This window comes from Streptomyces sp. NPDC048211, from assembly GCF_043202315.1.
Lineage (GTDB): Bacteria > Actinomycetota > Actinomycetes > Streptomycetales > Streptomycetaceae > Streptomyces.
The window spans coordinates 29,413-54,250 of record NZ_JBIDAD010000012.1 but is presented as its reverse complement, the minus strand read 5'-3'; the positions used below and the strand labels follow the sequence as shown (position 1 = coordinate 54,250).

General features: G+C 73.3%; 25 protein-coding genes. 10 read left to right on the top strand and 15 right to left on the bottom strand.

Annotation, left to right across the window (positions count from 1 at the left end; all coding sequences use genetic code 11):
• Positions 1-251: 251 nt before the first annotated feature.
• The 7 genes from ACGFZA_RS33805 to ACGFZA_RS33775 are packed head-to-tail and all read left to right on the top strand — an operon-like array spanning position 252 to position 8,089.
• Entirely contained in the window at positions 252-1,409 is a 1,158-nt protein-coding gene (locus tag ACGFZA_RS33805; RefSeq protein ID WP_385279610.1) for an ADP-ribosylglycohydrolase family protein, read from the top strand.
• Positions 1,406-2,677 carry an ADP-ribosylglycohydrolase family protein gene (locus ACGFZA_RS33800; protein WP_393684205.1) on the top strand — a complete coding sequence of 424 codons (1,272 nt, stop codon included), beginning with the start codon at positions 1,406-1,408 and terminating at the stop codon, positions 2,675-2,677. Before ACGFZA_RS33805 ends, ACGFZA_RS33800 begins: the two co-directional genes overlap by 4 nt.
• Positions 2,604-3,806 (top strand): ADP-ribosylglycohydrolase family protein, encoded by a 1,203-nt coding sequence (locus tag ACGFZA_RS33795; protein ID WP_385279605.1) that lies wholly within the window; start codon positions 2,604-2,606, stop codon positions 3,804-3,806. Before ACGFZA_RS33800 ends, ACGFZA_RS33795 begins: the two co-directional genes overlap by 74 nt.
• On the top strand, positions 3,803-5,203 hold the full coding sequence (locus ACGFZA_RS33790; RefSeq protein WP_393684203.1) for an ADP-ribosylglycohydrolase family protein: 1,401 nt from the start codon (positions 3,803-3,805) through the stop codon (positions 5,201-5,203). The genes ACGFZA_RS33795 and ACGFZA_RS33790 overlap by 4 nt, the downstream gene beginning before the upstream one ends.
• Positions 5,200-6,084: a ribokinase gene (gene rbsK, locus ACGFZA_RS33785; protein WP_393684201.1), complete on the top strand. Its 885-nt coding sequence runs from the start codon at positions 5,200-5,202 to the stop codon at positions 6,082-6,084. The genes ACGFZA_RS33790 and rbsK overlap by 4 nt, the downstream gene beginning before the upstream one ends.
• Positions 6,081-7,280 carry a CaiB/BaiF CoA transferase family protein gene (locus ACGFZA_RS33780; protein ID WP_385279597.1) on the top strand — a complete coding sequence of 400 codons (1,200 nt, stop codon included), beginning with the start codon at positions 6,081-6,083 and terminating at the stop codon, positions 7,278-7,280. The genes rbsK and ACGFZA_RS33780 overlap by 4 nt, the downstream gene beginning before the upstream one ends.
• Positions 7,277-8,089: an HpcH/HpaI aldolase/citrate lyase family protein gene (locus ACGFZA_RS33775; protein WP_385279594.1), complete on the top strand. Its 813-nt coding sequence runs from the start codon at positions 7,277-7,279 to the stop codon at positions 8,087-8,089. Before ACGFZA_RS33780 ends, ACGFZA_RS33775 begins: the two co-directional genes overlap by 4 nt.
• A 115-nt stretch (positions 8,090-8,204) precedes the next feature.
• Here the strand turns inward: ACGFZA_RS33775 and lgt are convergent, their stop codons facing one another.
• From lgt to hisI, 11 genes are all read right to left on the bottom strand, one after another.
• Positions 8,205-9,185, bottom strand: a complete 981-nt coding sequence (gene lgt, locus ACGFZA_RS33770) for a prolipoprotein diacylglyceryl transferase (protein ID WP_385279591.1) — start codon at positions 9,183-9,185, stop codon at positions 8,205-8,207.
• 99 nt (positions 9,186-9,284) lie between these two features.
• On the bottom strand, positions 9,285-10,112 hold the full coding sequence (locus ACGFZA_RS33765) for a thioredoxin domain-containing protein (protein ID WP_385279588.1): 828 nt from the start codon (positions 10,110-10,112) through the stop codon (positions 9,285-9,287).
• Positions 10,113-10,188: 76 nt separating this feature from the next.
• Entirely contained in the window at positions 10,189-11,001 is an 813-nt protein-coding gene (trpA, locus tag ACGFZA_RS33760; RefSeq protein ID WP_393684197.1) for a tryptophan synthase subunit alpha, read from the bottom strand.
• Positions 10,998-12,284, bottom strand: a complete 1,287-nt coding sequence (gene trpB, locus ACGFZA_RS33755) for a tryptophan synthase subunit beta (protein ID WP_393684195.1) — start codon at positions 12,282-12,284, stop codon at positions 10,998-11,000. The genes trpA and trpB overlap by 4 nt, the downstream gene beginning before the upstream one ends.
• Positions 12,285-12,422: 138 nt before the next feature.
• The gene (trpM, locus tag ACGFZA_RS33750; RefSeq protein ID WP_393684407.1) at positions 12,423-12,608 is read right to left on the bottom strand and encodes a tryptophan biosynthesis modulator TrpM; all 186 of its coding nucleotides are present in this window, start codon (positions 12,606-12,608) and stop codon (positions 12,423-12,425) included.
• Positions 12,609-12,816: 208 nt separating this feature from the next.
• Positions 12,817-13,626 carry an indole-3-glycerol phosphate synthase TrpC gene (trpC, locus tag ACGFZA_RS33745; protein WP_385279580.1) on the bottom strand — a complete coding sequence of 270 codons (810 nt, stop codon included), beginning with the start codon at positions 13,624-13,626 and terminating at the stop codon, positions 12,817-12,819.
• 115 nt (positions 13,627-13,741) lie between these two features.
• Positions 13,742-14,248 (bottom strand): DUF2752 domain-containing protein, encoded by a 507-nt coding sequence (locus tag ACGFZA_RS33740; RefSeq protein ID WP_393684192.1) that lies wholly within the window; start codon positions 14,246-14,248, stop codon positions 13,742-13,744.
• Between the two features lie 71 nt (positions 14,249-14,319).
• Positions 14,320-14,568, bottom strand: coding sequence for an HGxxPAAW family protein (locus ACGFZA_RS33735; protein WP_148022565.1), 249 nt, complete (start codon positions 14,566-14,568; stop codon positions 14,320-14,322).
• A gap of 130 nt (positions 14,569-14,698) precedes the next feature.
• On the bottom strand, positions 14,699-15,358 hold the full coding sequence (locus ACGFZA_RS33730) for a TIGR02234 family membrane protein (RefSeq protein WP_393684189.1): 660 nt from the start codon (positions 15,356-15,358) through the stop codon (positions 14,699-14,701).
• 50 nt (positions 15,359-15,408) lie between these two features.
• The gene (locus ACGFZA_RS33725; protein WP_385279571.1) at positions 15,409-16,896 is read right to left on the bottom strand and encodes an anthranilate synthase component I; all 1,488 of its coding nucleotides are present in this window, start codon (positions 16,894-16,896) and stop codon (positions 15,409-15,411) included.
• Between the two features lie 11 nt (positions 16,897-16,907).
• Positions 16,908-17,291, bottom strand: a complete 384-nt coding sequence (hisI, locus tag ACGFZA_RS33720) for a phosphoribosyl-AMP cyclohydrolase (RefSeq protein WP_374779891.1) — start codon at positions 17,289-17,291, stop codon at positions 16,908-16,910.
• Positions 17,292-17,375: 84 nt separating this feature from the next.
• Between hisI and ACGFZA_RS33715 the strand changes: the two genes are divergently transcribed.
• The gene (locus ACGFZA_RS33715) at positions 17,376-18,008 is read left to right on the top strand and encodes a TIGR03085 family metal-binding protein (protein ID WP_385279568.1); all 633 of its coding nucleotides are present in this window, start codon (positions 17,376-17,378) and stop codon (positions 18,006-18,008) included.
• Between the two features lie 17 nt (positions 18,009-18,025).
• Here ACGFZA_RS33715 and ACGFZA_RS33710 read toward each other — a convergent pair whose 3' ends face one another.
• The 3 genes from ACGFZA_RS33710 to ACGFZA_RS33700 form a co-directional block, all read right to left on the bottom strand.
• Positions 18,026-19,276 (bottom strand): MFS transporter, encoded by a 1,251-nt coding sequence (locus tag ACGFZA_RS33710; protein ID WP_393684186.1) that lies wholly within the window; start codon positions 19,274-19,276, stop codon positions 18,026-18,028.
• A 25-nt stretch (positions 19,277-19,301) separates the two neighbouring features.
• The gene (locus ACGFZA_RS33705; protein ID WP_393684184.1) at positions 19,302-19,889 is read right to left on the bottom strand and encodes an ArsR/SmtB family transcription factor; all 588 of its coding nucleotides are present in this window, start codon (positions 19,887-19,889) and stop codon (positions 19,302-19,304) included.
• Between the two features lie 113 nt (positions 19,890-20,002).
• On the bottom strand, positions 20,003-20,425 hold the full coding sequence (locus ACGFZA_RS33700) for a winged helix-turn-helix transcriptional regulator (protein WP_385279561.1): 423 nt from the start codon (positions 20,423-20,425) through the stop codon (positions 20,003-20,005).
• An 87-nt stretch (positions 20,426-20,512) separates the two neighbouring features.
• Between ACGFZA_RS33700 and ACGFZA_RS33695 the strand changes: the two genes are divergently transcribed.
• Both ACGFZA_RS33695 and ACGFZA_RS33690 read left to right on the top strand, forming a co-directional pair.
• The gene (locus ACGFZA_RS33695) at positions 20,513-21,367 is read left to right on the top strand and encodes an NAD(P)H-binding protein (RefSeq protein WP_393684405.1); all 855 of its coding nucleotides are present in this window, start codon (positions 20,513-20,515) and stop codon (positions 21,365-21,367) included.
• The gene (locus ACGFZA_RS33690) at positions 21,364-22,788 is read left to right on the top strand and encodes an MFS transporter (RefSeq protein WP_393684182.1); all 1,425 of its coding nucleotides are present in this window, start codon (positions 21,364-21,366) and stop codon (positions 22,786-22,788) included. The genes ACGFZA_RS33695 and ACGFZA_RS33690 overlap by 4 nt, the downstream gene beginning before the upstream one ends.
• Positions 22,789-22,915: 127 nt before the next feature.
• Here ACGFZA_RS33690 and ACGFZA_RS33685 read toward each other — a convergent pair whose 3' ends face one another.
• The gene (locus ACGFZA_RS33685; protein ID WP_393684180.1) at positions 22,916-24,511 is read right to left on the bottom strand and encodes a cation acetate symporter; all 1,596 of its coding nucleotides are present in this window, start codon (positions 24,509-24,511) and stop codon (positions 22,916-22,918) included.
• Positions 24,512-24,838: the final 327 nt, after the last annotated feature.

Genomic DNA, 24,838 nt, shown 5'->3' with positions numbered 1-24,838 from the left:
CTCCGGCAGCGGAATTCGTACGCTCCGCCCCGCTCGACACCATCGAAAGTACGCACGAAAAATGGCTCCCGCCAGCAAGGCAGGCCGTACTTACCACCCTCCGTAACCGCATAGGTACGCCTTGCCTTGCTGTCCGAAGGCCGTCATCCGAGTGGCCCTTTTGTGGTGATAACCGGCCTCTGTCGTGGCTCCGCGTGGCACAGATCCCACAGGGACGAGTACTGGCTCGGGACGAGCGGAGGGTCGACGCGATGGAGCTGACCGCAGGAAATCCGGCAATGCCGCGGACGAACGGCACACGGGCGGCGGTACGCGGGGCTCCGGACCCGGCCGCTCCGGCCCGGGGCGGCCTCGGTGACCGGGCCAGGGGCGCGCTGCTGGGCCTCGCGGTCGGCGATGCGCTGGGCGCCCCGGCGGAGAACATGCGGCCCTCCGAGATCCGCCGCCGCTGGGGCCGGATCGAGGGCTTCGTGAGCGACGACCCGGCGGGCACGGACGACACGGAGTACGCGATCTTCTCCGGGCTGCTGCTGGCCCGGCACGGTTCGGCGCTGACCGTCACCCAGGTCGAGCGGGCCTGGCACCTGTGGATCGCCGATCTGGACGAGGGGCCGTTCCGCGGCGCCGGTTTCAGCGAGCGGGGCACGCTGGAGAACCTGCGCCGGGGCCTGGCCGCCCCGATCTCCGCCCAGCACCGGCACGCCTGGAGCGACGGTCTGGCGATGCGGGCGGCCCCCTTCGGGGTCTTCGCCGCGGGCCGGCCCGCGGAGGCGGCGCGGCTGGTCGCGGTGGACGGCCGGGTCAGCCATGACGGCGAGGGCATCTACGGCGGACAGGCGGTGGCGGCCGGGGTGGCGGCCGCGATGACGGGGGGCGGGGTCACCTCCGTCATCGCCGCCGCGCTCTCCGTCGTACCGATGGACTCATGGACGGCGCGCTCGCTGCGCCGGGCGGTGACGGCCGCGCAGCGCCCCTGTCCCGACCGCCTCACGAGGGAGAGGGCGGTCCGATCGGCCGTCGTCATCGGCGGCTACCCGTGGACGGACCTGGCGCCGGAGGCGGTGGGGCTTGCCTTCGGCGCGTTCGCGGCGGCGCGCGGGGACTTCCGTACGGCGGTGCTGACCGCGGTCAACATGGGCCGCGACGCCGACACGACCGCCGCGGTGGCGGGCGCCCTGGCCGGCGCGCTGCACGGGGCGTCGGCCATCCCGCGCAACTGGGCGGAGGCGATCGGCCCGGTCCGCGGCAGCTGCCTCCCGTCGATGCGCGGCTACCACGTCCTGGACATCGCGGAACTGCTCACCCCGGACGAGACGGAGGAACGGGGCGGGGGCGCGCCTCCGCCGCCTCCCCCGTCGGCGGCAGAGGCGGAGGCCGCACCCGCCTCCGTGACGGCGGTGGGGCGATGACCACGGCCAGGGACACCCCACGGACCGAGGGCGGCCCCGGAGCCGCCCGGCCGCGCCCGTCGCGCCGGGCCCGGATCGAGGGACTGCTGCTCGGACTGGCCGCCGGGGATGCCGCCGGGTGGCCGGCCGCGCGGCACCGCGCGGCCCGGATGCCGGAGTGGACCCGGCGTCTGACCCGCGAGCTCGACACCTTCGCCGAACAGAACGCGACGACCACACTGCCCGTCCCCATCGCGCTCAACCAGCCGCCCGAGCCCCTGCGGCTCGGTCCCTCCGACGACGCCGAATGGGCGGCGTTCGCCGCCGGAACCGTGCTCACCTCGGCGGCCGGCGCGCTGCAGGGGCTCTCCCCCGGACGCCGGATGCGGGCCGCCGTGGACGCCGCCTGGAACGCGCTGGCCGCCGAGGTCGCCGCCGCGGCCGCCCGGGCTCCGGAGGTCGAGTCGGCGGTGCTGCCGCTGCGGGCCCGGATCTCGGTCCGGGCCGGGCTCGGCAACCTCGCCGCCGGTCTCCGACCGCCCGCCACCGGCCACGACAACCCGCACTACTTCGACGACGCGGCGTGTGTGCGGGCCGCCGTGCTGGCCGTCGTGCACCCCGGCGATCCCGGGGCGGCGGCCGACCTCGCGGAGTTCGACGCGCGCTACACCCAGGACGGCGACGGGGTGCACGGGGCGCGGGCGATGGCCGCCGCGGTCGCACAGGCGCTCGGCGGTGCGGACGTGGACACCGCGGTGAACGCCGCGCTCGCCCAGCTCCCCGAGGGCACCGAGATCGCCCGCAACGCCGCGCACGCTGTCCGGATCGCCCGCGACTTCGCCGGTGAGCGGGCCGGTGCGTTCGCTCTCGTACCGGTGCTGGAGCATCAGATCGTCGACCACGTCTACAGCTACGGGATCGCCGCGGCCGAGACCGTTCCCGTCGCCCTCGCCCTGGCAACCGCGGCCCGGGGCGACATCGCGCAGGCCGTGCCGTCGGCGGCCTGCCTCTCCCGGGTCGCCGACTCGGCCCCCGCCCTGGCCGGTGCGCTCACCGGGGCGCTGGGCTCGGTCACCGCCGTGCCCGACGGCTGGCGCGAGGCGTGCCGCACCCTGGCGGGGTGCGCGCTGCCCCGTTTCGCGGGGACGGATCTGATCGAACTCGCCGGGCTGCTGGCAGACACGGAACCGGTGCCCCTGGGTGGACAATTCGGACATGACATCCACAGCGCCCCTGGCGCCCACGAGGTCCGCACCCCCCACGACGCCCGCGGCGCCCACGCTCGATGAACGGATCGCGGGCGCGCTGGTGGGCGCCGCCGTCGGCGACGCGCTCGGCGGTCCGGTCGAGGGCTATTCCCCGGAGCAGATCGTGGCGCGCCACGGCGGGCGGATCACCGGCGTCGTCGGCCCGTGGGACGGCGACGACTGGCGTACCGCCCGCCCCATCGCGCCGTACCACAAGGGTGACGGGCACGTCACCGACGACACCTTGATGACCCATGCGCTGATCCGGGTGTACGGGAAGGTCCGCGGCCATCTCGACGCGTACTCCGTCGCCGCCCACCTCGTACCGGAGCTGATCTCCGGCCCCCGCTGGATCCCGGAACTGGAGGCCGAGGCGCTGCCGCTGCAGCGGATCTTCCTCGCCGAGAAGTGGATCGTCGCCCGGCTGCACTACGGCCATGTCGACCCGCGCGAGGCGGGCTCGGGGAACATCGTCAACTGCGGGGCGGCGATGTACATGGCCCCGGTCGGTCTGGTGAACGCGGCCCATCCGCAGGCCGCGTACGCCGAGGCACTCGATGTCGCGGGCGCCCATCAGTCCAGCTACGGCAGGGAGGCGGCCGGCGTGTTCGCGGCAGCGGTCGCCGCCGCCTGCACACCCGGGGCGACGCCCGCCGATGTCGTCGAGGCGTGCCTGTCGCTGGCCAAGGACGGGACCGCGGCCGCGATCGAGGCGGTCTGCGAGGCGGCCGGCCGGTACCGGGACGTCGAGTCGGCCACCGCTCCGCTGCGGGAGGCCGTCGCCCCCTTCGACACGGTCGGCCCCGACTACCGCGCACCGTCGCTCGGCGCCCGCCGCCCGTCGCGGCTGCACGCCATCGAGGAGCTTCCCGTCGCGCTCGGGATGCTGCTGGCCGCGGACGGGGACTACCGGCAGGCGGTCCTCGGTTCGGTCAACTACGGGCGGGACTGCGACTCGATCGCCACGATGAGCGGCGCGATCGCGGGCGCGCTGCAGGGCGAGCGGGCGATCCCGGCCGACTGGGCGGCGGCGGTCGGCGAGGCCAGCCGCCTCGATCTGCACGCCCCGGCCCGCGACCTGGCCGAGGTCGCCCGCGAGGTGTTCGCGCACGACACGGCCCGCCGCCGCGCCCACGAGGACGCCTTCGCCGTACTGGCGGGCCGGCCATGACCGCCCTGGTGCGGGCCACCTGGGTCCAGCCCGAGGACCTGGTCGGGCACGAGCTGAGGCTGGCCGCCGAGGACGGGCGGGACGCCCGGGACATCGAGCGCCGGTGGTACGAGGCCGGCGGCTCGCCCGCCCCGGACCGCGCGGGCGCGTCGGCGCCCCCGGCCCCTCCGGAGCTGCGCGCGGTCGCCGCACACCTGCTGGACGAACTCGCGCTGCTGGATTCGCCGTTGGCCGACGCCGAACCGACCCCCCTCGACGCGATCCGGGACGCCTGCCCGCAGTGGCCGCACCCCCGCACGGAGCCGGGCGCCGTGGACCGCGAACGGCTGCACGCGGCCTGGCTGGGCCGCGCCGTCGGCTGCCTGCTCGGAAAGCCGGTCGAGAAGCTGCCGCTGGAGGGCATCCGCGCCCTGGCCCGGGCCACCGGCAACTGGCCGCTGAGCACCTGGTTCACCGCTCGCGGCCTGCCCCCGGCGCTGGCGGCCACCTACCCCTGGAACCGCCGTTCCGCGTCCACCTCGCTGGCCGAGAACATCGACGGCATGCCCGAGGACGACGACCTCAACTACCCGCTGCTCACCGTGCTGTTGCTCCAGCGGTACGGAAGTTCCTTCACCACCGCCGACCTGGCCGGGCTCTGGCTGGAGGAGCTTCCGGCGGGCCGGACGTTCACCGCCGAACGGATCGCGTACCGCAATCTGCTCGACGGCGTCGAACCGCCGGACACCGCCCGCCACCGCAATCCGTTCCGAGAGTGGATCGGGGCGCAGATCCGCGCCGATGTGCACGGCTGGACCCATCCCGGCGATCCGGCCGCCGCCGCGGAACAGGCCCACCGGGACGCGGTCCTCACCCACACCGGGAACGGGGTGTACGGCGCGATGTTCACCGCGGCCGCGCTCGCCGAGGCGGCCGGGGGCGAAGCCGATGTGCACGGGTGCCTCGCCGCCGGACTGCGCGTGGTGCCCCCGGACTCGCGGTTCGCGCAGGCCGTACGGGACGGTATCGCCACGGCCCGCGAGGAGAAGAGTTTCGATACGGTCGTCGACCGGTTGCACGCGGCGTACGGCAGGTATCACTGGGTGCATGTGCTGCCCAACGCGGCTCTGCTCGCCGCCGCCCTCACCCATGCCGACGGCGACTTCACGGGCTCGGTCTGCCGTGCGGTGTCCGGCGGCTGGGACACCGACTCCAACGGGGCGACCGCCGGTTCGCTCGCCGGTCTGCTGGCCGGGCGGCCGGACGCGCTGCCCGACCGGTGGACCACCCCGCTGAAGAACCGGCTCGCCACGTCCGTCACCGGTTTCGACGCGGTCGGCTTCGACACCCTCGCCGACCTGACCCACCGGCTCACCCGGACCACCCGGCTCACCCACGAGGAGGCACTCCGCCCATGACCAAAGTCGCGGTGCTCGGCAGCACCAATATGGATCTTGTGGCCTACGTCGACCGGGCTCCGGAGCGCGGGGAGACCGTCACCGGACGGGAGTTCCGCACCATTCCCGGCGGCAAGGGCGCCAACCAGGCCGTCGCCGCCGCCCGCGCGGGCGGCGACGTGATGATGATCGGCGCGGTGGGCGACGACGAGTACGGCCTCCGGATGCGGGAGAACCTGGAGCACTCGGGCGTCGACACCGACCTCCTGCACACCGCGGAAGGCCCCAGCGGCACCGCGCACATCGTGGTCGACGGCAAGGGCTCCAACGCGATCGTCGTCATCCCCGGTGCCAACGGCACCGTCACCGCGCTCGGCCCGGGCGAGATCGCCGCGATCGCCGAGGCCGATCTGCTGCTGCTCCAGCTGGAACTGCCGCTGTCCGCCGTGATCGAGGGGGCGCGGGCCGGTCATGCCCAGGGGGTGCGCACCGTCCTCACCCCGTCCCCCGTACAGCAGCTGCCCGCCGAACTCCTCGACTGTGTCGATCTGCTGATCGCCAACGAGTACGAGGCGGCCGAACTGTCGGGCCACTCCGAACCGCACGCGGCGGCCGAGATCCTGCTGAGCCAGGTGCCGGCGCTCGTCATCACGCTCGGCTCTAAGGGCTGCCTGTACGCGGCCCGGGGCGGCCAGACCGTCCACTTCCCCGCACCCGAGGTGACCGCCGTCGACACCACCGGCGCCGGGGACACGTTCGTCGGCACGCTCGCCGTGGCGCTCGGCGAGGGACAGCCGGTACCGAAGGCCGTCGCCTGGGCCTCGTCCGCCGCCGCGCTCTGCGTACAGAAGCCCGGCGCCTCGGTCTCCATGCCGTACCGCAGCGAAATCGACGCCGCATGAGCGCGCCGGGCGAGGCGCCCCTGACCGGGCTGCGGGTCGTCGATCTCGCCACCCTGTTCGCGGGCCCCCTCTGCGCCACGATGCTGGGCGACTTCGGCGCCGATGTGATCAAGGTCGAGCATCCGAGCAAGCCCGATCCGTCCCGGGGGCACGGCCCGACGAAGGACGGGGTCGGTCTGTGGTGGAAGCTGCTCGGCCGCAACAAGCGCAATCTCACGCTCGATCTGTCCTGCCCGGGCGGCCGCGATCTGCTGCTGCGGCTCGCCGCCGGCACCGACGTGATCATCGAGAACTTCCGGCCGGGCACGCTGGAGCGGTGGGGGCTCGGCCCGGCGGAGCTGCACGCCGTCAACCCGCGGCTGGTGCTGGTCCGGGTCACGGGCTTCGGCCAGTTCGGCCCGTACGCCCACCGGCCCGGCTTCGGCACGCTCGCGGAGGCGATGAGCGGGTTCGCGGCGATCACCGGGGAGCCGGACGGCCCTCCGACGCTGCCGCCGTTCGGTCTCGCCGACTCGATCGCGGCGCTCGCCACGTCGTTCGCCGTGATGGCGGCGCTGGCCGGCCGGGACCGCACGGGCGTGGGCCAGGTCGTCGACATGGCGATCATCGAGCCGATCCTGACGGTGCTCGGCCCGCAGCCGCTCTGGTACGACCAGCTCGGGTACGTCCAGCCGCGCACCGGCAACCGCTCGCGCAACAACGCCCCGCGCAACACCTACCGGACCTCGGACGGGCAGTGGGTGGCCGTCTCCACCTCGGCGCAGTCCGTCGCGGAGCGCGTGATGCGGCTGGTGGGCCGGGCGGAGCTGATCGAGGAGCCGTGGTTCGCCTCGGGTGCCACCCGGGCCGAGCACAGCGACGAACTCGACGAGGCGGTCGGCCACTGGATCGCGCGCCGCACCCGGGACGAGGCGGTCTCGGAGTTCGAGAAGGCGGAGGCGGCCATCGCACCCATCCATGACGTCCGGGACGTGATGGAGGACCCGCAGTACCGGGCCCTGGACTCCATCACGGAGGTCGACGACCCGGAGCTGGGCCCGCTGCGGATGCAGAACGTCCTCTTCCGGCTCTCCGGCACCCCCGGCGGGATCCGCTGGGCGGGGCGGCCGCACGGGGCGGACACGGAGGAGATCCTCACCGGGCTCGGGCTGAGCGGTGCGGAGATCGCGGCGCTGCGGTCGGAGCGTGTGCTGTGACCGCCGAGACCCCGCTGACGTGGCTGTACGTCCCCGGCGACCGGCCGGATGTGGTGCGCAAGGCCTGCGACGCGGGGGCGGACGCGGTGATCGTCGACCTGGAGGACGCCGTCGCCCCCGACCGGAAGGAGTACGCGCGGTCGGCCGCCGTCGAGCTGCTCTCCGAGCCGGCCTCCCCCACCGCGCCGCCGGTCCACGTCCGGGTCAACGACGAGACGGACGTGCTGGCCCTGGCCGGGCTGCCGGGCCTCGCCGGGCTGCGGCTGCCGAAGATCACGCACGCGGCATCCGTCCATCACCTCGCGGCGCTGGCCCCGGGGGTCGCGCTCTGTCCGCTGCTGGAGTCGGCCCTCGGCATCGAGCACGCGTACAGCGTGGCCTCCGCCCATCCGCAGGTGCGTTCCATCGCCCTCGGCGAGGCGGACCTGCGGGCGGATCTGGGAGTACGGGACGATGCGGGGCTCGACTGGTCGCGCAGCCGGGTGGTGGTCGCCGCCCGGGCGGCCGGTCTTGCCCCGCCCGTCCAGTCGGTGTTCCCGGACGTCCGGGACCTGGACGGGCTGTGGGCGTCCTGCGCCCATGGGCGGACGCTCGGGTTCCTCGGCCGGGCGGCGATCCACCCCCGGCAGCTCCCGGTGATCGAGCGGGCGTTCCGGCCGACCCGGCAGGAGGTCGAGGCCGCGCAGGAGATCGTCGAGGCGGCCCGGGCCCAGGCGGGTGCGCTGGCCCTGCCGGACGGCCGGTTCGTGGACGCGGCGGTGGTGGCCCAGGCCCATCGCACGCTGGCCCTGGCGGTGCGGGGGCGGTGAGCGGGGCGGCGGAATCGGGTCCGTCCGGCAGTTGAGGACACCGTGCCGCGGGACGGACGTGACGAGGGGCCGCCGAATGGTTCGGCGGCCCCTCGTCGTCGTCTGTGTGCCGGAGTCAGCCCCTGGCCGTCTCCGCCTCGCCGTTCGACTTCGGCGCTTCCTCGGCGGCGTCTGTCTCGGCGTCGGCGTCGGTCTCGGCCTCGACCGGCTTCGTGCCGTCGGCCTCCGTGTCGCCGGTACCGGCCTCGCCGGACTCCCCGTCCTCGGCGCCCGCGGCGTCGAGGGCCCCGGGCTCGACGACCTCCTCGCGGCCCGGCCGTACCTTCGCCGAGATCACGATGTACACCACTGCCAGCACGAACACGATCAGCGCGGTCCACACGTTCAGGCGCAGGCCCAGGATGTGGTGGGCCTCGTCGACGCGCATGTACTCGATCCAGGCGCGGCCCGCGCAGTACGCGGCGACGTAGAGCGCGAACGCCCGTCCGTGCCCCAGCTTGAAGCGGCGGTCCGCCCAGATCACCAGGAACGCCACGCCGACGCACCACAGCGACTCGTACAGGAACGTCGGGTGGTAGGTGCCGGCGACCCGGTTGGGGCCTTCGCTGATCTTCAGCGCCCAGGGGACGTCGGTCGCACGGCCGTACAGCTCCTGGTTGAACCAGTTGCCCCAGCGGCCGCAGGCCTGGGCCAGGGCGATGCCGGGTGCGAGGGCGTCGGCCCAGGCGGGCAGCGGGATCCCGCGGCGGCGGCAGCCGATCCAGGCACCGACCGCGCCGAGCGCGATCGCACCCCAGATGCCGAGGCCGCCCTGCCAGATCTTGAAGGCGTCGACCCAGTCCTCACCGTCGCTGAAGTACAGCTGGTAGTCGGTGATGACGTGGTAGAGCCTGCCTCCGACCAGGCCGAAGGGCACGGCCCAGACGGCGATGTCGGCAACTGTGCCGGCGGTGCCGCCTCGGGCGACCCAGCGCTTGTTGCCGAACCAGACGGCGACGAAGACACCGATGATGATGCAGAACGCGTAGCCGCGGAGCGGGATCGGTCCGAGATCGATCACGCCGGTCGACGGGCTGGGAATGTAGGCAAGATTCATGGCACCGTCGACGCTACCCTGCCGGGCGGGACGTACGGCAACCCGCCCGACAACGTCTGGGTAACGAGCCGGTCATCGATTCCCCCGATTGCGCGGCTCTCAGGAGCCGGAGGGGGCCGGTGTGACGGTGCCCGGCTTCTTGCCCTTGTTGGCCTCGGCGACCCACTTCTTCAGGTTGGCCACGGTGATGGGCTCGTCCCCCTTCTTGGGGAAGATCGACTCGCCGTTGAGCAGGGCCGTCGGTGTGCCCTGGAATCCGCCCTTCTCGAACGCGGTGTTGGACTTCACCACCCAGGCGTCGTGCGCACCGTCCTCCACACAGCTGCGGAACGTGGGCGTGTCGAGCCCCTCGACCTGCTTGGACAGGTCGATCAGCTTGCCGTTGTCGCCGAAGGCGTCGTCGGACTCCGGCGGCTGGTTGCGGTAGAGGACGTCGTGGTACGCGGGGAACTTGCCGGCGTCCTGGGCGCAGGCCGCCGCGTTGGCCGCCTTGAGCGAGCCGCTGCCGCCGAGATTCCCGTCGATCAGCGTGGCGAAGTGGTACTCGACCTTGAGCTGTCCGCTCTGCTCCATCTGGTGGATCGTGTCGCGGAAGGCGTTCTCGAACTGGGCGCAGACCGGGCAGCGGAAGTCCTCCCAGACCGTGAGCGTGGACGGGGCGTCGTCCGCTCCCACCGGAATGATCAGGCTGTCCTTACCGGTCGCTCCGGACGGCGCGACGGCGGGCCCGGACGCTTTGGGCTTGTCGCCCTTGCCGCCGGTGTTCGCCGCGATCACGCCGACGACGGCGGCCAGCCCCAGCACCCCCACCACGGCCGCGGAGACGATCAGCGTGCGGCGTCGGCGCTCGTGCGCCTTCGCCTGTTCGCGCTGCTGGATCAGCCGGTCTCGCGCGGCCCTTTTTCCCTCTTGGTTCTTCTCGCTCACACCCGCAGCAACGAACCGGGGAGGCACTCGCGTGCCTCCCCGGCCCCAGGTCCACCCGTTCGGGTGACGACGGCTGTCAGCGCTTTCGAACACCTTCGGCCAGGTCGGCCGCCAGGGAGCGGACGGCCGCGAGGCCGGCCGTCTCGTCGGGAGCGTCCAGCATCCGCTTGACGAAGGCGGAGCCGACGATGACGCCGTCGGCGAAGCCGGCGACCTCGGCGGCCTGGTCGGCGTTGGACACGCCGAGGCCGACGCAGACCGGGAGGGCGGTGGTGGCGCGGGTGCGCCCCACCAGGTCCTGGGCCTGCTCGCCTACGGAGACCCGGGTGCCCGTGACGCCCATCAGCGACGCCGCGTAGACGAAGCCGGAGCCCGCCGCCGTGATGGTCGCGAGGCGCTCGTCCTTGCTGCTGGGCGCGACGACGAACACGGTCGCGAGACCGTGCTTGTCCGCGTGCTCGCGCCACAGGGCTGACTCCTGGACCGGCAGGTCGGGCAGGATGCACCCGGCGCCGCCCGCCTCGGCGAGCTCGGCGGTGAAGCGCTCGACGCCGTACCGGTCGATCGGGTTCCAGTACGTCATGACGAGGATCGGGATGCCCGTCGCCTCGTGCGCCTCACGGACCGTGCGCATCACGTCCGCGATCCGCACGCCGCCGCGCAGCGCGATGTCGTCGGCCGTCTGGATGACGGGGCCGTCCAGTACGGGGTCGCTGTGCGGCAGTCCCACCTCGACGACGTCGGCGCCGCCGGCGGCCACGGCCTTGATGGCCTCGATGGCACCGTCCACGGTCGGGAAGCCGGCCGGCAGATAGGCGATCAGCGCGGCCCGGTTCTCGGCCTTCGCGGCGGCGAGAGTGGTGTTCAGCAGCTCGATGTTGCCGCTCACTTGACGTCCCCCTCGATCTCGGCGCCTTCGCTGCCCGCGTCGGCCTCGACGGCCGCGTCGGTGTCGTACAGCCCGAAGTAGCGCGCCGCCGTGTCCATGTCCTTGTCGCCGCGGCCGGACAGGTTGACCAGGATCAGGCCGTCCCTGCCGAGCTCCTTGCCGACCTCCAGCGCCCCGGCCAGCGCGTGTGCGCTCTCGATGGCGGGGATGATGCCCTCGGTGCGGGAGAGCAGGCGCAGCGCCTGCATGGCCGCGTCGTCGGTGACGGCGCGGTACTCGCCCCGGCCGACGTCCTTCAGGTAGGCGTGCTCCGGGCCGATGCCCGGGTAGTCCAGACCGGCCGAGATGGAGTACGGCTCGGTGATCTGGCCCTCGTCGTCCTGGAGGACGTAGCTGCGCGAGCCGTGCAGGATGCCGGGCTCGCCCGCGGTCAGGGTCGCCGCGTGCTCGCCGGTCTCCACACCGTGTCCGGCGGGCTCGCAGCCGATGAGGCGGACGCCCGCGTCGGGGATGAGGGCGTGGAAGAGCCCGATGGCGTTGGAGCCGCCGCCGACGCAGGCGATGGCGGCGTCCGGCAGCCGGCCGGCCCGTTCCAGGATCTGGCGCCGGGCCTCGACGCCGATCACGCGGTGGAAGTCGCGGACCATCGCCGGGAAGGGGTGCGGGCCCGCGACCGTACCGAAGAGGTAGTGGGTGCGGTCCACGTTGGCGACCCAGTCGCGGAAGGCCTCGTTGATGGCGTCCTTGAGGGTGCGGGAGCCGGACTTCACGGCGATGACCTCGGCGCCGAGCATCCGCATGCGCGCCACGTTCAGCGCCTGCCGCTCGGTGTCGATCTCGCCCATGTAGATGGTGCATTCGAGGCCGAAGAGCGCGCACGCGGTCGCGGTCGCGACACCGTGCTGGCCGGCTCCGGTCTCGGCGATGACACGGGTCTTGCCCATGCGCTTGGTGAGCAGCGCCTGGCCCAGCACGTTGTTGATCTTGTGCGAACCGGTGTGGTTGAGGTCCTCGCGCTTGAGGAAGATCCGCGCGCCGCCGGCGTGCTCGGCGAAGCGTGCCACCTCGGTCAGGGCGCTGGGCCGGCCCGTGTAGTTCACCATCAGTTCGTTGAGCTCGGCGGCGAAGGCGGGGTCGGCCTTGGCCTTGTCGTACTCGGCGGCGACCTCGTCCACGGCGGCGACGAGCGCCTCCGGGATGAACTTTCCGCCGTACGCGCCGAAGTAGCCTTCGGCGCTGGGGATCAGACCCTCCGGGTCCGGAATGAAGAAGTCGGACGACATCTCGACGTGCTCCTCGGCATGGCAATGGGTGGGGTCACCGTATTGCGCCGTGAGCGGAGCTCCGCCGCGGCCGTGGCGGCCGGGCGGTGTGGTCGTGCTGATCCGCCGGACAGGCGGGGGCGACGGCCGGGGCTCGCTCTACTGCGCGGGCCCCGTGCGCCATCGCATGCCGTTGACCTGACCGGGCTCGTCACCGATCACGTACCGCACCCGCCTGCCGTGCACACGGCGTGCGGGGGCGCGGCAGCCGCGTGGGCGGCAGCCGCGCGCCAGCGGCGCGTGCGGGTCCCGCCCACGCGGCTGCCGCGCCCCGGCGGGGCGCAGGCCCGGCCGGGGACGGAGCGCGGAACGGTCGGGGGTCACGGGCAGGGCCTTTCGTTCGGATCGGGCCGGATCAGGGAGCGGGGTCCGGTGCGTGCGGCTGCAAGGCGGAGGAGGGAGTCACTGCGGAGCATTGGCGACCGACGACAACGCCGCAGCCGCGCGTGCCGGACCCCGCGAGCCCGGCACGGACCGAACGAAAGGCCCTGAGTCAGCTCCGTCCGTGCCTGAGCGCCGGGTGGGCGCCGGCGGCGACCAGGTCGGCGACGGCGGCACGCGGGTCACGGCCGGTGACCAGGGACTCGCCGACCAGCACACCGTCGGCGCCCGCGTTGGCGTAGGCGATGAGGTCATGCGGTCCGCGGACACCGGACTCGGCGATCTTGACGATGTGGTCGGGGATCTCGGGTGCGACGCGCTCGAAGGTGGAGCGGTCGACCTTGAGGTCCTTCAGGTTGCGCGCGTTGACGCCGATGATCTTCGCACCGGCCTCCACCGCACGCTCCGCCTCCTCCTCGTCGTGCGCCTCGACCAGCGGCGTGAGGCCGATGGACTCGGCGCGCTCGATGAGGGAGACGAGGGCGTCCTGGCTGAGGGCGGCGACGATCAGCAGGGCGAGGTCGGCGCCGTAGGCGCGTGCCTCCCACAGCTGGTACGAGGTGACGATGAAGTCCTTGCGCAGGATCGGGATGTCGACCTTGGCGCGGACTGCCTCCAGGTCGGCCAGCGATCCGCCGAAGCGGCGCTCCTCGGTGAGGACCGAGATGACGGACGCGCCGCCGGCCTCGTAGTCCGCGGCGAGCGCGGCAGGGTCGGCGATGGCGGCCAGGGCGCCCTTGGAGGGGCTGGAGCGCTTGACCTCGCAGATGACGGTCACGCCTTCGCCGCGCAGGGCGGCGACTCCGTCCTTGGCCTGGGGAGCGCGGGCCGCGCGTTCCTTGAGCTCGTCGAGGCTGACGCGCGCCTGCCGCTCCGCGAGGTCGGCGCGGACGCCGTCGATGATCTCGTCGAGCACACTCACGCGAGAGGCCCCCTTCCGGGACGTTGACAAGGGAACAGGATGGGACATGCCGATGGTATCCGCAGGAGGCCGATGGGCCCGCATCCGGCCGGTGGATGTCCCACTACCTGGGCAATCACGGCGCCAGCGCCGATCCGAACGGCAGGTTCCGGACCACGGAGAAGACCAGCAGCACGGTTCCGAGCGCCCACCAGTGGACCGGCTTGAGGTCGATCCGCAGCGGTCTCCCGGCGGCCGCGCGGACCATCCACAGGACCCAGAGCACGGCGAAGGCGGCGTAGCCGATGACGGCCGCGGCGTTGGAGCCGAGCGCCGCCACGAGGTCACCGTGCGCGAAGGCGTGGGCGCTGCGCAGCCCGCCGCAGCCGGGGCAGTAGATGCCGGTGAGCCGGAGCAGCGGGCAGACCGGGTAGTGCCCCGGTTCGTTCGGGTCGACGGTGCCGACGTAGGCGAAGGCCCCGACGACGACGGCCAGGACGGCGGCCGGAGTGGCGATCCGCCGGAGCCGCGAGGCGGGGGCGGGAGCGGGCGGGGGGCCGGGGTGGCCGTGCGTCGGCGGCGGGCCGGGCACCTGCTGGGGGCCCGGCACCGGCGGAGCGGCGGGAGAAGGCGATGCGTCCACTCGGTGATTGTCGCCGCTGACACGGAAAGGCGCAGCCCGGACGGGCTGCGCCTTGCGTCGCGGGAACCGGTTCAGGAGGTCTGCGCCTGCCCGGCGCGGGCCCGGGCCGCTGCCAGCTCCGCCGACTCCTTCGGCATGCCGAGGCCGGCGGCCTTCATCGCGAGGCCGACGATCCCGCCGACGAACACGACGACGATTCCGGCCCAGAAGCCGAGCGGGTTGGCCGCGACCATGAAGACGCCCGCGATGCAGAAGCCGATGAAGGCGATGATGACACCGGTCCAGGCGGCCGGGGTGTGTCCGTGGCTGCTGCCCGCCATGAGTTGCTCCTCGTTGGTGTTGCGCTGTTGGTATCGCTCGTGGTCGCCGCGACCGTGCCGCTGTGGGTGCCGCTGTGCTGCGAGCTCACGGTCATTGTCCCGTACGCGTGGGTGCGGCGTGAGCTGGGGGTCATGCCTCGCGCGTCGGGTCCTCGCCGCGGTCCAGGGCCTTCCACAGGTCCTCGGGCCGGTCGGGGTCCGGGGCGGCGCGGGGGGCCTTGCGGGGACGCGGGGTGCCGTCGCGCTCGTACCGTCCGGACATCGTGGGCCAGCGGCTGCCGAAGCGCAGGGCGAGGAGCCCGGCGAGCAGGATCAGCAGGCCGCCTGCCGCGGTGACGTAGGGCCAGGCGGTGTGGCTGAGGGCCTCGATGGTGGCGGAGGTGTCGCCGGTGGTCTGCGCGGCCTTCTCGTCGAGTGCCGCGCTGTCGGACGCGCCGAGGTAGGCGCTCACCGCGGCGCCGAGGCCGCTGAGGGCCAGGAGCCCCGCGACGGCCAGCCGGCTGGCGCCGCGGACGGCGAAGACGGCGACGAGGGCGGCCAGGCCGACTATGGCCAGGGCCGCCGGGAGGCCGGTGACGTCCTGTCCGTCGGCGTTCAGTGCCAGGGTGCCGCCGCCGACCGCGGCCTTGCCACCGGCCCAGGTCTGCCCGGAGGCGAGCAGGACGACGGTGGCTCCGGCAGCCCCGAGGAGCAGGCCGGCTGCCAGACTTCGGCGGCTTCCCGCGCTGTCGGGCGCGGCGGCGGCTTCGGCACGGGGCTGGGGTACGGGGACAGCGCTCACGTACTCCACTATCCCTTACGGCCCCGTGATGGCCGACCGCCCCCCGTGTGCCGGTCGTCTCAGTTGCCGCCGAGCCGGTTGGCGGTGTGCACGGCGCGCAGCACCGCCGCGGCCTTGTTGCGGCACTCGGTGTCCTCGGCGACCGGGTCGGAGTCGGCGACGACACCGGCACCGGCCTGGACGTACGCCGTGCCGTCCCGCAGCAGCGCGGTACGGATCGCGATGGCGGTGTCGGAGTCCCCGGCGAAGTCGAGGTAGCCGACGCAGCCGCCGTACAGACCGCGGCGGGTGGGTTCGAGCTCCTCGATGATCTGCATGGCGCGCGGCTTGGGGGCGCCGGAGAGGGTGCCCGCCGGGAAGCACGCGGTGAGGACGTCGAAGGCGGTGCGGCCCTCGGCGACGCGGCCGGTGACGGTGGACACGATGTGCATCACGTGCGAGTACCGCTCGATCGACATGAAGTCGACGACCTCGACGCTGCCCGGCTCGCAGACCCGCCCCAGGTCGTTGCGGCCGAGGTCGACGAGCATCAGGTGCTCGGCGCGTTCCTTCGGGTCGGCGAGGAGTTCGTCGGCGAGCGCCTGGTCCTCCTGCGGGGTGGCGCCGCGGTGCCGGGTGCCGGCGATGGGGTGGACCATCGCGCGGCCGTCCTCGACCTTGACGAGGGCCTCGGGGCTGGAACCGGCGACGTCGAAGCCGTCGAAGCGGAAGAGGTACATGTACGGCGAGGGGTTGGTGGCGCGCAGCACCCGGTAGACGTCCAACGCGCTGGCCGTGCACGGGGTTTCGAAGCGCTGGGAGGGCACGACCTGGAAGGCCTCGCCGGCCCGGATGCGCTCCTTCACGTCCTCGACGGCGTCCTGGTAGGCCTTGCCGCCCCACAGCGCGGTGTACGGCGGGAGTTCGGAGGGGGGCAGAGCGGCCGGGGCGTTCTCGACGGGGCGGCGCAGGTCCCGCTCCATGGCGTCGAGCCGGGCGACGGCGTCGGTGTACGCCTCGTCGACGCCGGTGGCCAGGTCGTTGTGGTTGATCGCGTTGGCGATCAGCAGCACGCTGCCGTCCCAGTGGTCGAGGACGGCGAGGTCGGAGGTGAGCAGCATCGTCAGCTCGGGGAGCTTCAGATCGTCGCCGCCGCTCTCGCCGATCTTCTCCAGCCGGCGCACGATGTCGTATCCGAGGTAGCCGACCATGCCGCCGGTGAAGGGCGGGAGTCCGGATTCCTGGTCGTGCGGGGTGTGCAGGGTCTCGATGGTGGCGCGCAGGGCCTGGAGCGGGTCGCCGTCGACGGGGACGCCGACCGGCGGGGTGCCGAGCCAGTGGGCCTCGCCGTCGCGGGTGGTGAGCGTGGCGGCGCTGCGTACGCCGATGAAGGAGTAGCGCGACCAGGTGCGGCCGTTCTCCGCCGATTCCAGGAGGAAGGTGCCGGTGCGCTCGGCCGCGAGCTTGCGGTAGAGGCCGACCGGGGTGTCGCCGTCCGCGAGGAGGCGGCGGGTGACGGGGATGACGCGCCGGTCGACGGCCAGCTTGCGGAACGTGTCGAGATCCATGGCGGCAGACCCTACTGTCCGAGCGGGAGGACGTCGGCGTCGAAACAGGTGCGGTCGCCCGTGTGGCAGGCGGCGCCCGTCTGGTCGACCCTGACGAGGACGGTGTCGGCGTCGCAGTCCAGAGCGACGGACTTGACCAGCTGGATGTGGCCCGAGGTGTCGCCCTTGACCCAGTACTCCTGACGGCTGCGCGACCAGTAGGTGCAGCGGCCGGTGGTCAGGGTGCGGTGCAGTGCCTCGTCGTCCATCCAGCCGAGCATCAGCACCTCGCCGGTGTCGTACTGCTGGGCGATGGCCGGGACCAGCCCGTCGGCGCCGCGCTTGAGGCGGGCGGCGATGGCGGGGTCGAGGTCGCTGGCGGGCCGGGGGGTGCCGGGCGTGGGCGTGCTGGTCATGTGCCCATTGTGCCGTGGGCGCGGAGGGCTTCCGGGCGTGCGTCCACTGGGCGGACGCTGGACACCGGTCGTACGCTGGCGGACATGTCGACCCATGCGAAGCGCGAACGACTTCTGCTTGCCGACCTGTTGGAAGCGGTGGGCCCCGAGGCGCCGACCCTGTGCCACGGCTGGACGGCCCGGGAGCTGGCGGCCCATGTGGTGCTGCGGGAGCGCCGGCCCGACGCGGCGGCGGGGACGGTGATCGGCCCCCTGAAGAACCGGCTCGACCGGGTCCTGGGCGAATTCGCCGAGAAGCCGTACGAGGAGCTGATCCAGCTCATCCGTACGGGTCCCCCGAGGTTGTCCCCGTTCGGGCTGAAGCAGCTGGACGAGGCGGCCAACACGGTCGAGTTCTACGTGCACACGGAGGATGTGCGCCGGGCGCAGCCGGACTGGTCGGCGCGGGAGCTGGACCCGGTCTTCGCCGATGTCCTGTGGTCGCGTACGGAGAAGGCGGCGCGGGTCCTGGGGCGGAAGGCCCCGGTGGGGCTGGTGCTGCGCCGCCCGGACGGTCAGACGGCGGTCGCGCACAAGGGCACCCCGGTGGTGACGGTGACAGGTGAGCCGGGCGAGCTGCTGCTGTTCGCGTTCGGCCGGCAGGAGGCGGCGCGGGTCGAGCTGGAGGGCGAGCCGGAGGCGATCGGCCGGATCACGACGGCGAAGCTGGGCATGTAGGACGGGCCGGCTCGCGGTCAGCCGGGGAGTTCGGCGCGGCGCAGCGGGGCGAGGACCAGGCCGGTCGCCGCGCCCGCCGCGCAGAGCACGGCACTGGCGACGAAGACCGGGCCGGTGCCCCAGAGCGCCACGGCAGCGCCGGTGGCCGGGTAGCTCAGCGGTGACAGTGCGTGGGTGAAGAGCGTGGAGACCGAGGTGACCCGGCCCAGGTAGGCGGGGTCGGCGGCGGTCTGGAGGAGGGCGCCGCACAGCGCGCCGCCGAGGCCGGCGAAGAGTCCGACGAGGAACGCGACCCCGGCGGCGAGCGGGACGGAGGGCGCGTACGCGAGAGCTCCGATGGCGGCCGCGCCGACCAGCACGGTGAGGCACATGACGAGTCCGGCCCGGGGCACGCGGCCTCGCACGGCGAGGAGCAGGGCCGACGCGCCCGCGCCGGTCCCGAAGGCGGCGACGACCCAGCCCATCCCGGAGGCGCCCCAGCCGCGTTCCTCGCTGAGCAGGATCAGACCGAGGTTGAGCGGTCCGACGAAGCCCAGCTCGCTGACGGCGACGACGAGCATCAGGGGTCCGAGCAGCGGGTGGCGGCGGATGTGGCGCAGCCCGTCGGCCAGTTCGCGCCAGGCGGTGCCCGCGGGTTGCGCGCCGGCCGTGCCGGTCACGGGCAGCGGGCTCATCCGTACGGCCAGCAGCAGTGGCAGCGAGACGGCGAAGAGCACGCCCGCCGCCGCGAAGGCGAGCACCGGGCCGCCGAGGGCGACCGCGACGCCGCCGAGCGGGGCGCCGACGACGGTGGCGGTGCGGGTGGCGAGACCGCGCATGCCCTGGACGCGGGCGAGCTGGGAGGCGGCGGTGATCCGCGGCGGCAGGGCTCCGACGGCGGGCAGGAAGAGGGCGTCGGCCGCGCCGAAGACGAGTGCGACGGCGATCAGCATCCACACGGTGGGCGAGGTGAGGAGCAGCGTGCCTGCCAGGCCCAGGATGACGAGACAGCGGGCCGTGTCGCTCGCGACCACGACGCGGCGCGGTCCGAGCCGGTCCGCGAGCACTCCCCCGCCGAGCAGCAGCACGGCCCGGGGTATGGAGCCCGCGGCGAGCACCAGACCGGTCTGCGAGGCGCTCCCGGTGCGGGCGGCGGCCCAGGCGAGGGCCATGTAGTAGACGCTGTCGCCGATCATGGACGCCGTGTAGGCGCCGAGCCAGCGCAGGACGTTGCCGTCGCGGTGGGCCGGGCGGGCCGGAGCCTCGGCGGTGGGGAGGGTGACGGTCACGGGGTCGTCCTCTCGGGTCGCCGGATCAGGTCCGGAACGGGAAGTCGTACAGATGAAGTGCGACGTTCTCGCGGTTCTCCGTGTCGCCGGCCTCGTCGCGTGCGCGGCCCTGCTCCTCGTACCGGCTGATGACCTCATCCAGCTCGCGGTTGAGCGCGCCGAGCTCCTCGGGGGTCAGCCGGGCCAGGTACTCCGAACTGTTGGATGCCTTGCGCCACTGGGGCGACCAGCTCCGGTACGCGTCGAGGTAGCCGCGGTACAGCTCGATGTGCTGGTCGAACGAGAGCCGGCTGACGGCGGTGTGGGTGGCGGCCTTCTCGGGGGCGTCGCTGAAGTCCTCGTCGTGGAAGCTCAGCCCCTTCGACGCGGGCTGCCACCAGCGCTCGCGGCCGTCCTTGCCCTCCCGGTCGGCCTCCTCGATCAGGCCGTGATCGGCGAGCTTGCGCAGGTGGTAGCTGACGAGCGAGACCTGCTCGTCGACCTGCTCGGCGAGCTGGGAGGCGGTGGCCTGCCGGGCGATGTAGAGCGCCCGGTAGAGCCTCATCCGCAGGGGGTGCCCGAACGCCTTGAGCGTGCCGAGGTCGGACACCCGGCGTGATTCGTTGCTTGCCATACCCTCCACGGTAGATAGGAAAGAAATCTTGCGCAATATCTATTGCGCAATAAAAGTTGTGCGATGTGCGGGCCGGACCGGCGGCGCGCGGTGCTCCTGACCCCGCCGCCGCGCTACCGGATGTCGTGGCCGGGGTGGGCCCGGTCGTACTGGTGGCGCGCCTCGGCGATACCGGAGCGATGGGCGACGGACCACTCGGCCAGCGCCTTGACCAGGTGGGTCAGGCTTGCCCCGGTCTCCGTCAGCCGGTAGTCGACCTGGGCCGGGACGGTCGGGTACACGGTACGGACGACCAGCCCGTCGCGTTCCAGCCGGCGCACCGTGAGGGTGAGCATGCGCTGGGAGATTCCGTCGATGGCGCGCTGCAGTTCGCGGAAGCGGCATGGCCCGCCGGCGAGTTCGACGATCACGAGCACCGACCACTTGTCGCCGATGCGGTTCAGGACGTCGCGGATCCCGCAGTCCGGGTGGTCCTCGTGGCCGCAGGGGTCCAGATCGGCGGGCTGGGCGGTTACTTCGGTGTGCGTGGGTGACATCGAACTGCCTCCTTGTGACCGGCACATGGGCGGATGAGGATCAGCCTCAGTTACCGAAGACAACCACGAGGAAAGACCGTGACCGACATGATTCTGGTGACCGGAGCGAACGGGAACCTCGGCTCAGCCACGCTGGCGGCGCTCCATGCCCGCGGTGCGACGGCGACGGGCGGCAGCCGCACCCCCGGCGTGGGGGTCCGCAGGCTCGACTTCGACGACCGCGTGGGCATGGACCTGGCCGGTGTATCGACCCTGGTACTGGTCTCCGCCGGGTTCGCCGAGGACGACCGGGTGATCGGGCGGCACGCGGCCGTCCTGGAAACCGCGTCGCGGGACGGGGTCCGCCATGTCGTCTACACGAGCCTCACCGGTGCCGGCGACCACCTCGGTTTCGCCCTGGCGCACCGTGCGACCGAACGGCTCGTGCGTGCTTGCGGCCTGCCGTGGACGATCCTGCGCAACGGTCTGTACGCCGAACTGTTCGGCGGTCTGCTGATGTGGGCCGGTGACGGTGTGGAGTCCGCGTTCGGAGACGGTGCTCTGGCCGCGGTCGCCCGCGCGGACCTCGCCGAGGCTGCGGCGATCGTCTCGGCCGATCCGGCACGGCACGACGGGAGTGTCTACGAACTGACCGGAGCGCCGATCACGGCAGCGGACGTGGCGGCCGGGCTCGCGGTCCGCCACCGGGCCATAGGCCTGGGAGAGTACCGGCGCAGACTCCTCCACGAGGTGCCCGGACTGCTGCCGTTCCAGCCGCCCATGCTGTCCTCGATCGCGACCGGTGTCCGGCACGGCTTTCTGGACGGCACCGGCACCGACCTGGCGGGCCTCCTCGGCCGCCCGGTCAGTGATCCGCTGACCGCGGCTGTCGCGGCCGCATCCGCCATGAGGCCGGGGCACGTGCGGACGACGGCGGGCAGCGTGCCGCAGGCCACGGCATGAGCGGTGCCACGACACTCGAACACCGTCGGGGCGTGGTGGTACTCGCGTTGATCGCCGCCTTCATGGTCTTCGTCGACGGCACGATCGTGAACCTGACCCTCGCTCAGCTCACCTCGCACCTGCACGCCTCCCGCTCCGAGCTGGAGTGGGCGGTCAACGCCTACACCCTCTCCTTCGCTGCCGTCATGCTGGGCGCCGGCGCGATCACGGACACCCTCGGCGCGAAGCGGGTCTTCGTGGCCGGCTTGGTGGTCTTCACCCTTTCCTCCGCTGTCTGCGCGGCCGCCGCTTCGATGCTGGTGCTCAACCTGGCCCGGCTGGCCCAGGGCGCGGGCGCCGCTCTGTTGCTGCCGAGTGCGCTCGTCCTGGCCACGGCATCCGCGACCGGCGAACACGCGCGGCACCGGCTCGTCGGCTGGTGGGCCGCCGCAGGGGGCGTCGGAATGGCCGCCGGGCCGCTGCTGGGCGGGGCGCTCGTCGCGCTCGCGGACTGGCGTGCCGTCTTCGCCGTCAACGTGGTCATCGGCATCCCCGCCATCCTCTGGAGCATCCGGTCGATGCCCACCGCCGCGCGCGGCAGCCGCCGCCTCGATTTCGTCGGCATGGGTGGGGCGACCGCACTGATCGGCGGACTGGTCTTCGCGCTCGTCCAAGGCCCCGCGCAAGGCTGGCTGAGCGCCCCGGTCATCGCCGCCGCCTCGCTGGCCGCCATCGGGCCGGCCGGCCTCGTCCGGACCCGACGGCCCGGAAGGGCAACCCTGCTGCCGCAGGGCATCCTCTCCGATCGCGGGTTCGTCACGACGGCCGCACAGGGCGCGTTGTTCAACTTCGCCTTCTACGGGCTGCTGTTCGCGATGAGCCTCATGCTGCAGCAGGGTCGTGGGCTCGGCGCGCTCGTGAGCGGGCTGTTGTTCCTGCCTCTCACCGGCCTCATCTCCCTGGGCAGCATCTGCGCCGCCCCGCTCGCGCGACGGATCGGGCGTTCCGCCGTGCTGAGCATCGGCCAAGCCGTCCTGACCCTCACGTTTCTCGCGGTGGCATGGGCCGGCACCTTGACGGCGCTCTGGCCACTGGTGCTTGCCCTCCTTCCTGCCGGTTTCAGCTCGGGGCTGCTCGTACCGACCATGACCTCGCAGTCCATCGACGCCGTCGGCCCTTCCCTGCGCGGGGCCGCGTCAGCCGTCTTCAACACCTCCCGGCAGATCGGTGCGGCCGTCGGTGTCGCCGCCTTCGGCCCCCTGCTCGGGGCCGCACACGACCTCGAAGAGGGGTTCGTCGCCTGCGTGATCCTCGGCGCCGCCGCCACGGCGGTCGCCCTGCTCCTGACCGCGCTCACGCGGCCGGGGTCCGTGGGTCCGCCTGTCGGCGGCCCGCATGCTCAGGCACCCTGCACACCCGACAGCATGCCCGAACGCGCATGATCACCGCCGGGACAGCCCTTGGCCACCCCGGCAGGTCTGCCGGTACCGGCGGGTACTGCTCGATGTGCTGGTCGTACGAGGGCCGGCTGACGGCGGCGTGGGTGGCGGCCTTCCCGGGGGCGTCGCTCTACTGCGCGACAGGAGTGGTGCGATGCCTCGGTTCCCGCGCCGGCCGCTCCCCGCGCCCGGCACGGGAACCGAGGTACCCAAGGAGGAATCCGGCCGGGATCGTGACCAGCCCCGGCGTCTGGAGCGGGAACCAGTGGAAGTCGCGGGACGGGAACAGCGCGATGTGGGTGCCGGAGAACGCGGGCGAGAACACCATCAGGACCGCGATCAGCGGCAGCGTGCCGTAGACGGTCCAGCGCACCCCGCGCGCGTTGAAACCCGGCCGGAACAGCGCGTACAGCAGGACCGGCGGCAGGACGGAGGCAGCGGCGGCGAACGACAGCGAGAGCAGCACCTGCGGATTGCGGTCGTGGGTGTACATCGACACGTAGACGGCGAGCGCGCCGGTCGCGACGACGGCCAGCCGGGCGCGGAGGATCTCGCCTCCGGCGGACCGGTCGGACCGGGCGGCCGTACGGGACCGGGCCTTCGCCGCGAAGTCGCGGGCGACGGAGGAGGCGGCGGCCAGCGTGATGCCGGCCACCGCGGCCAGCGTGGTGGCGAACACCGCGCAGGCCACGAACGCGAACAGCAGGCTCTCGCGCGGCCCGTCCGCGCCGGGGTCGAGCGCGCCGGTCACCAGCAGCAGCGCGGTACCGCCCGCCGGGTCCGCGGCCTGGATGATCTTGTGGCCGAGCAGCGCGGACGCGCCGAGGCCGACCACCACGATGCCGGTGCAGAGGAAGGCCACCGGCGCCGCGGCCCAGACGGTGGCGCGGCGCACGGTCCAGCTGTCGCGCATCGGGTGCAGCCGCATCATGATGTGCGGCATGCAGGCGGCTCCGAGGACCAGGGTCAGCTGGAAGCCGAGAAGATCCAGGGTGCCGGCGAACGTGTGGCCGAACTGGAGTCCGGGGCGCGCGTAGGAACTGCCCGCACCGCTGCCGTGCCGGGCGGCGTCGAAGAGGGCGAAGGGGTTCCAGCCGTAGCGGGCGAGCACCAGGCCGGCGAGCAGGGTCACCGCGGCCAGCACGACGGCGACCTTGACGATCTGGATGTAGCCGGTGCCGCGCATGCCGCCGACGGCGGAGTAGCAGACCATCAGGGCTCCGCTGGCGACGGTGCAGCTGGTGAGCGCCCCGTCGGGCAGCCCGAACACGGAGGCCATGACCCGGCCGGCGGTGGCGAGTTGGACCAGCAGCAGGGGGGCCAGGACGACCAGGGTGGTGATCCCCAGGGCGCGGCGCACGGTCGGGTCGCCGAGCCGGTCCGCCAGGAAGTCGCCCAGGGTGAACACGCCCTTGCGGCGCATCGGTTCGGCCAGGATCCGCATGACCAGGACCAGGGAGGCGACCGTGGCGACGGCGAAGAGGATGCCGTCGAAGCCCGCGAGGGCGACGGAGCCGGTGGTGGAGAGCAGGGTGGCGGCCGAGATGTAGTCACCGGCGATGGCCAGCCCGCTCCCGGCCGGACCGAGCGCGGAACCGCCGCCCGCGTAGAAGTGTTCCGGGTCGTCCTGGTCCGCCGCGGCCAGCCCGCACAGCAGCAGCGACACGGCGACGAATCCGAGGAAGACGACCACGGCCAGCGACCGGGCGTCGAAGCCGCCGCTCACCGGCGCGGTCCCGGGGCCGGGACGGCGGTGGCAGCGGATGCACAGGCGCTCGCGGGGGCGCGGGGTGTGCGAGGTGTCGGGGGCACTGGAGACATGCCGGTTACGGCATCAGGCGCCGGGGCCTGCGTACAGCGGGCGGGGCGGGGGCGCTGCGCGGGTACAGACCGCGGGGGCGAGGACTGTGCGCGGGCACATCCTCCGACGGAGGCGGTGGAGAGGGGCGCGGGACGGAGGCGTGCGCGGGGCGGTGGAGAGGGGCGCGGGACGTGCGAGGCGCGGGGCGGAATGCCTCGCCGGCCGGCCTTCCCTGCCTGTCATCCCCGCCCG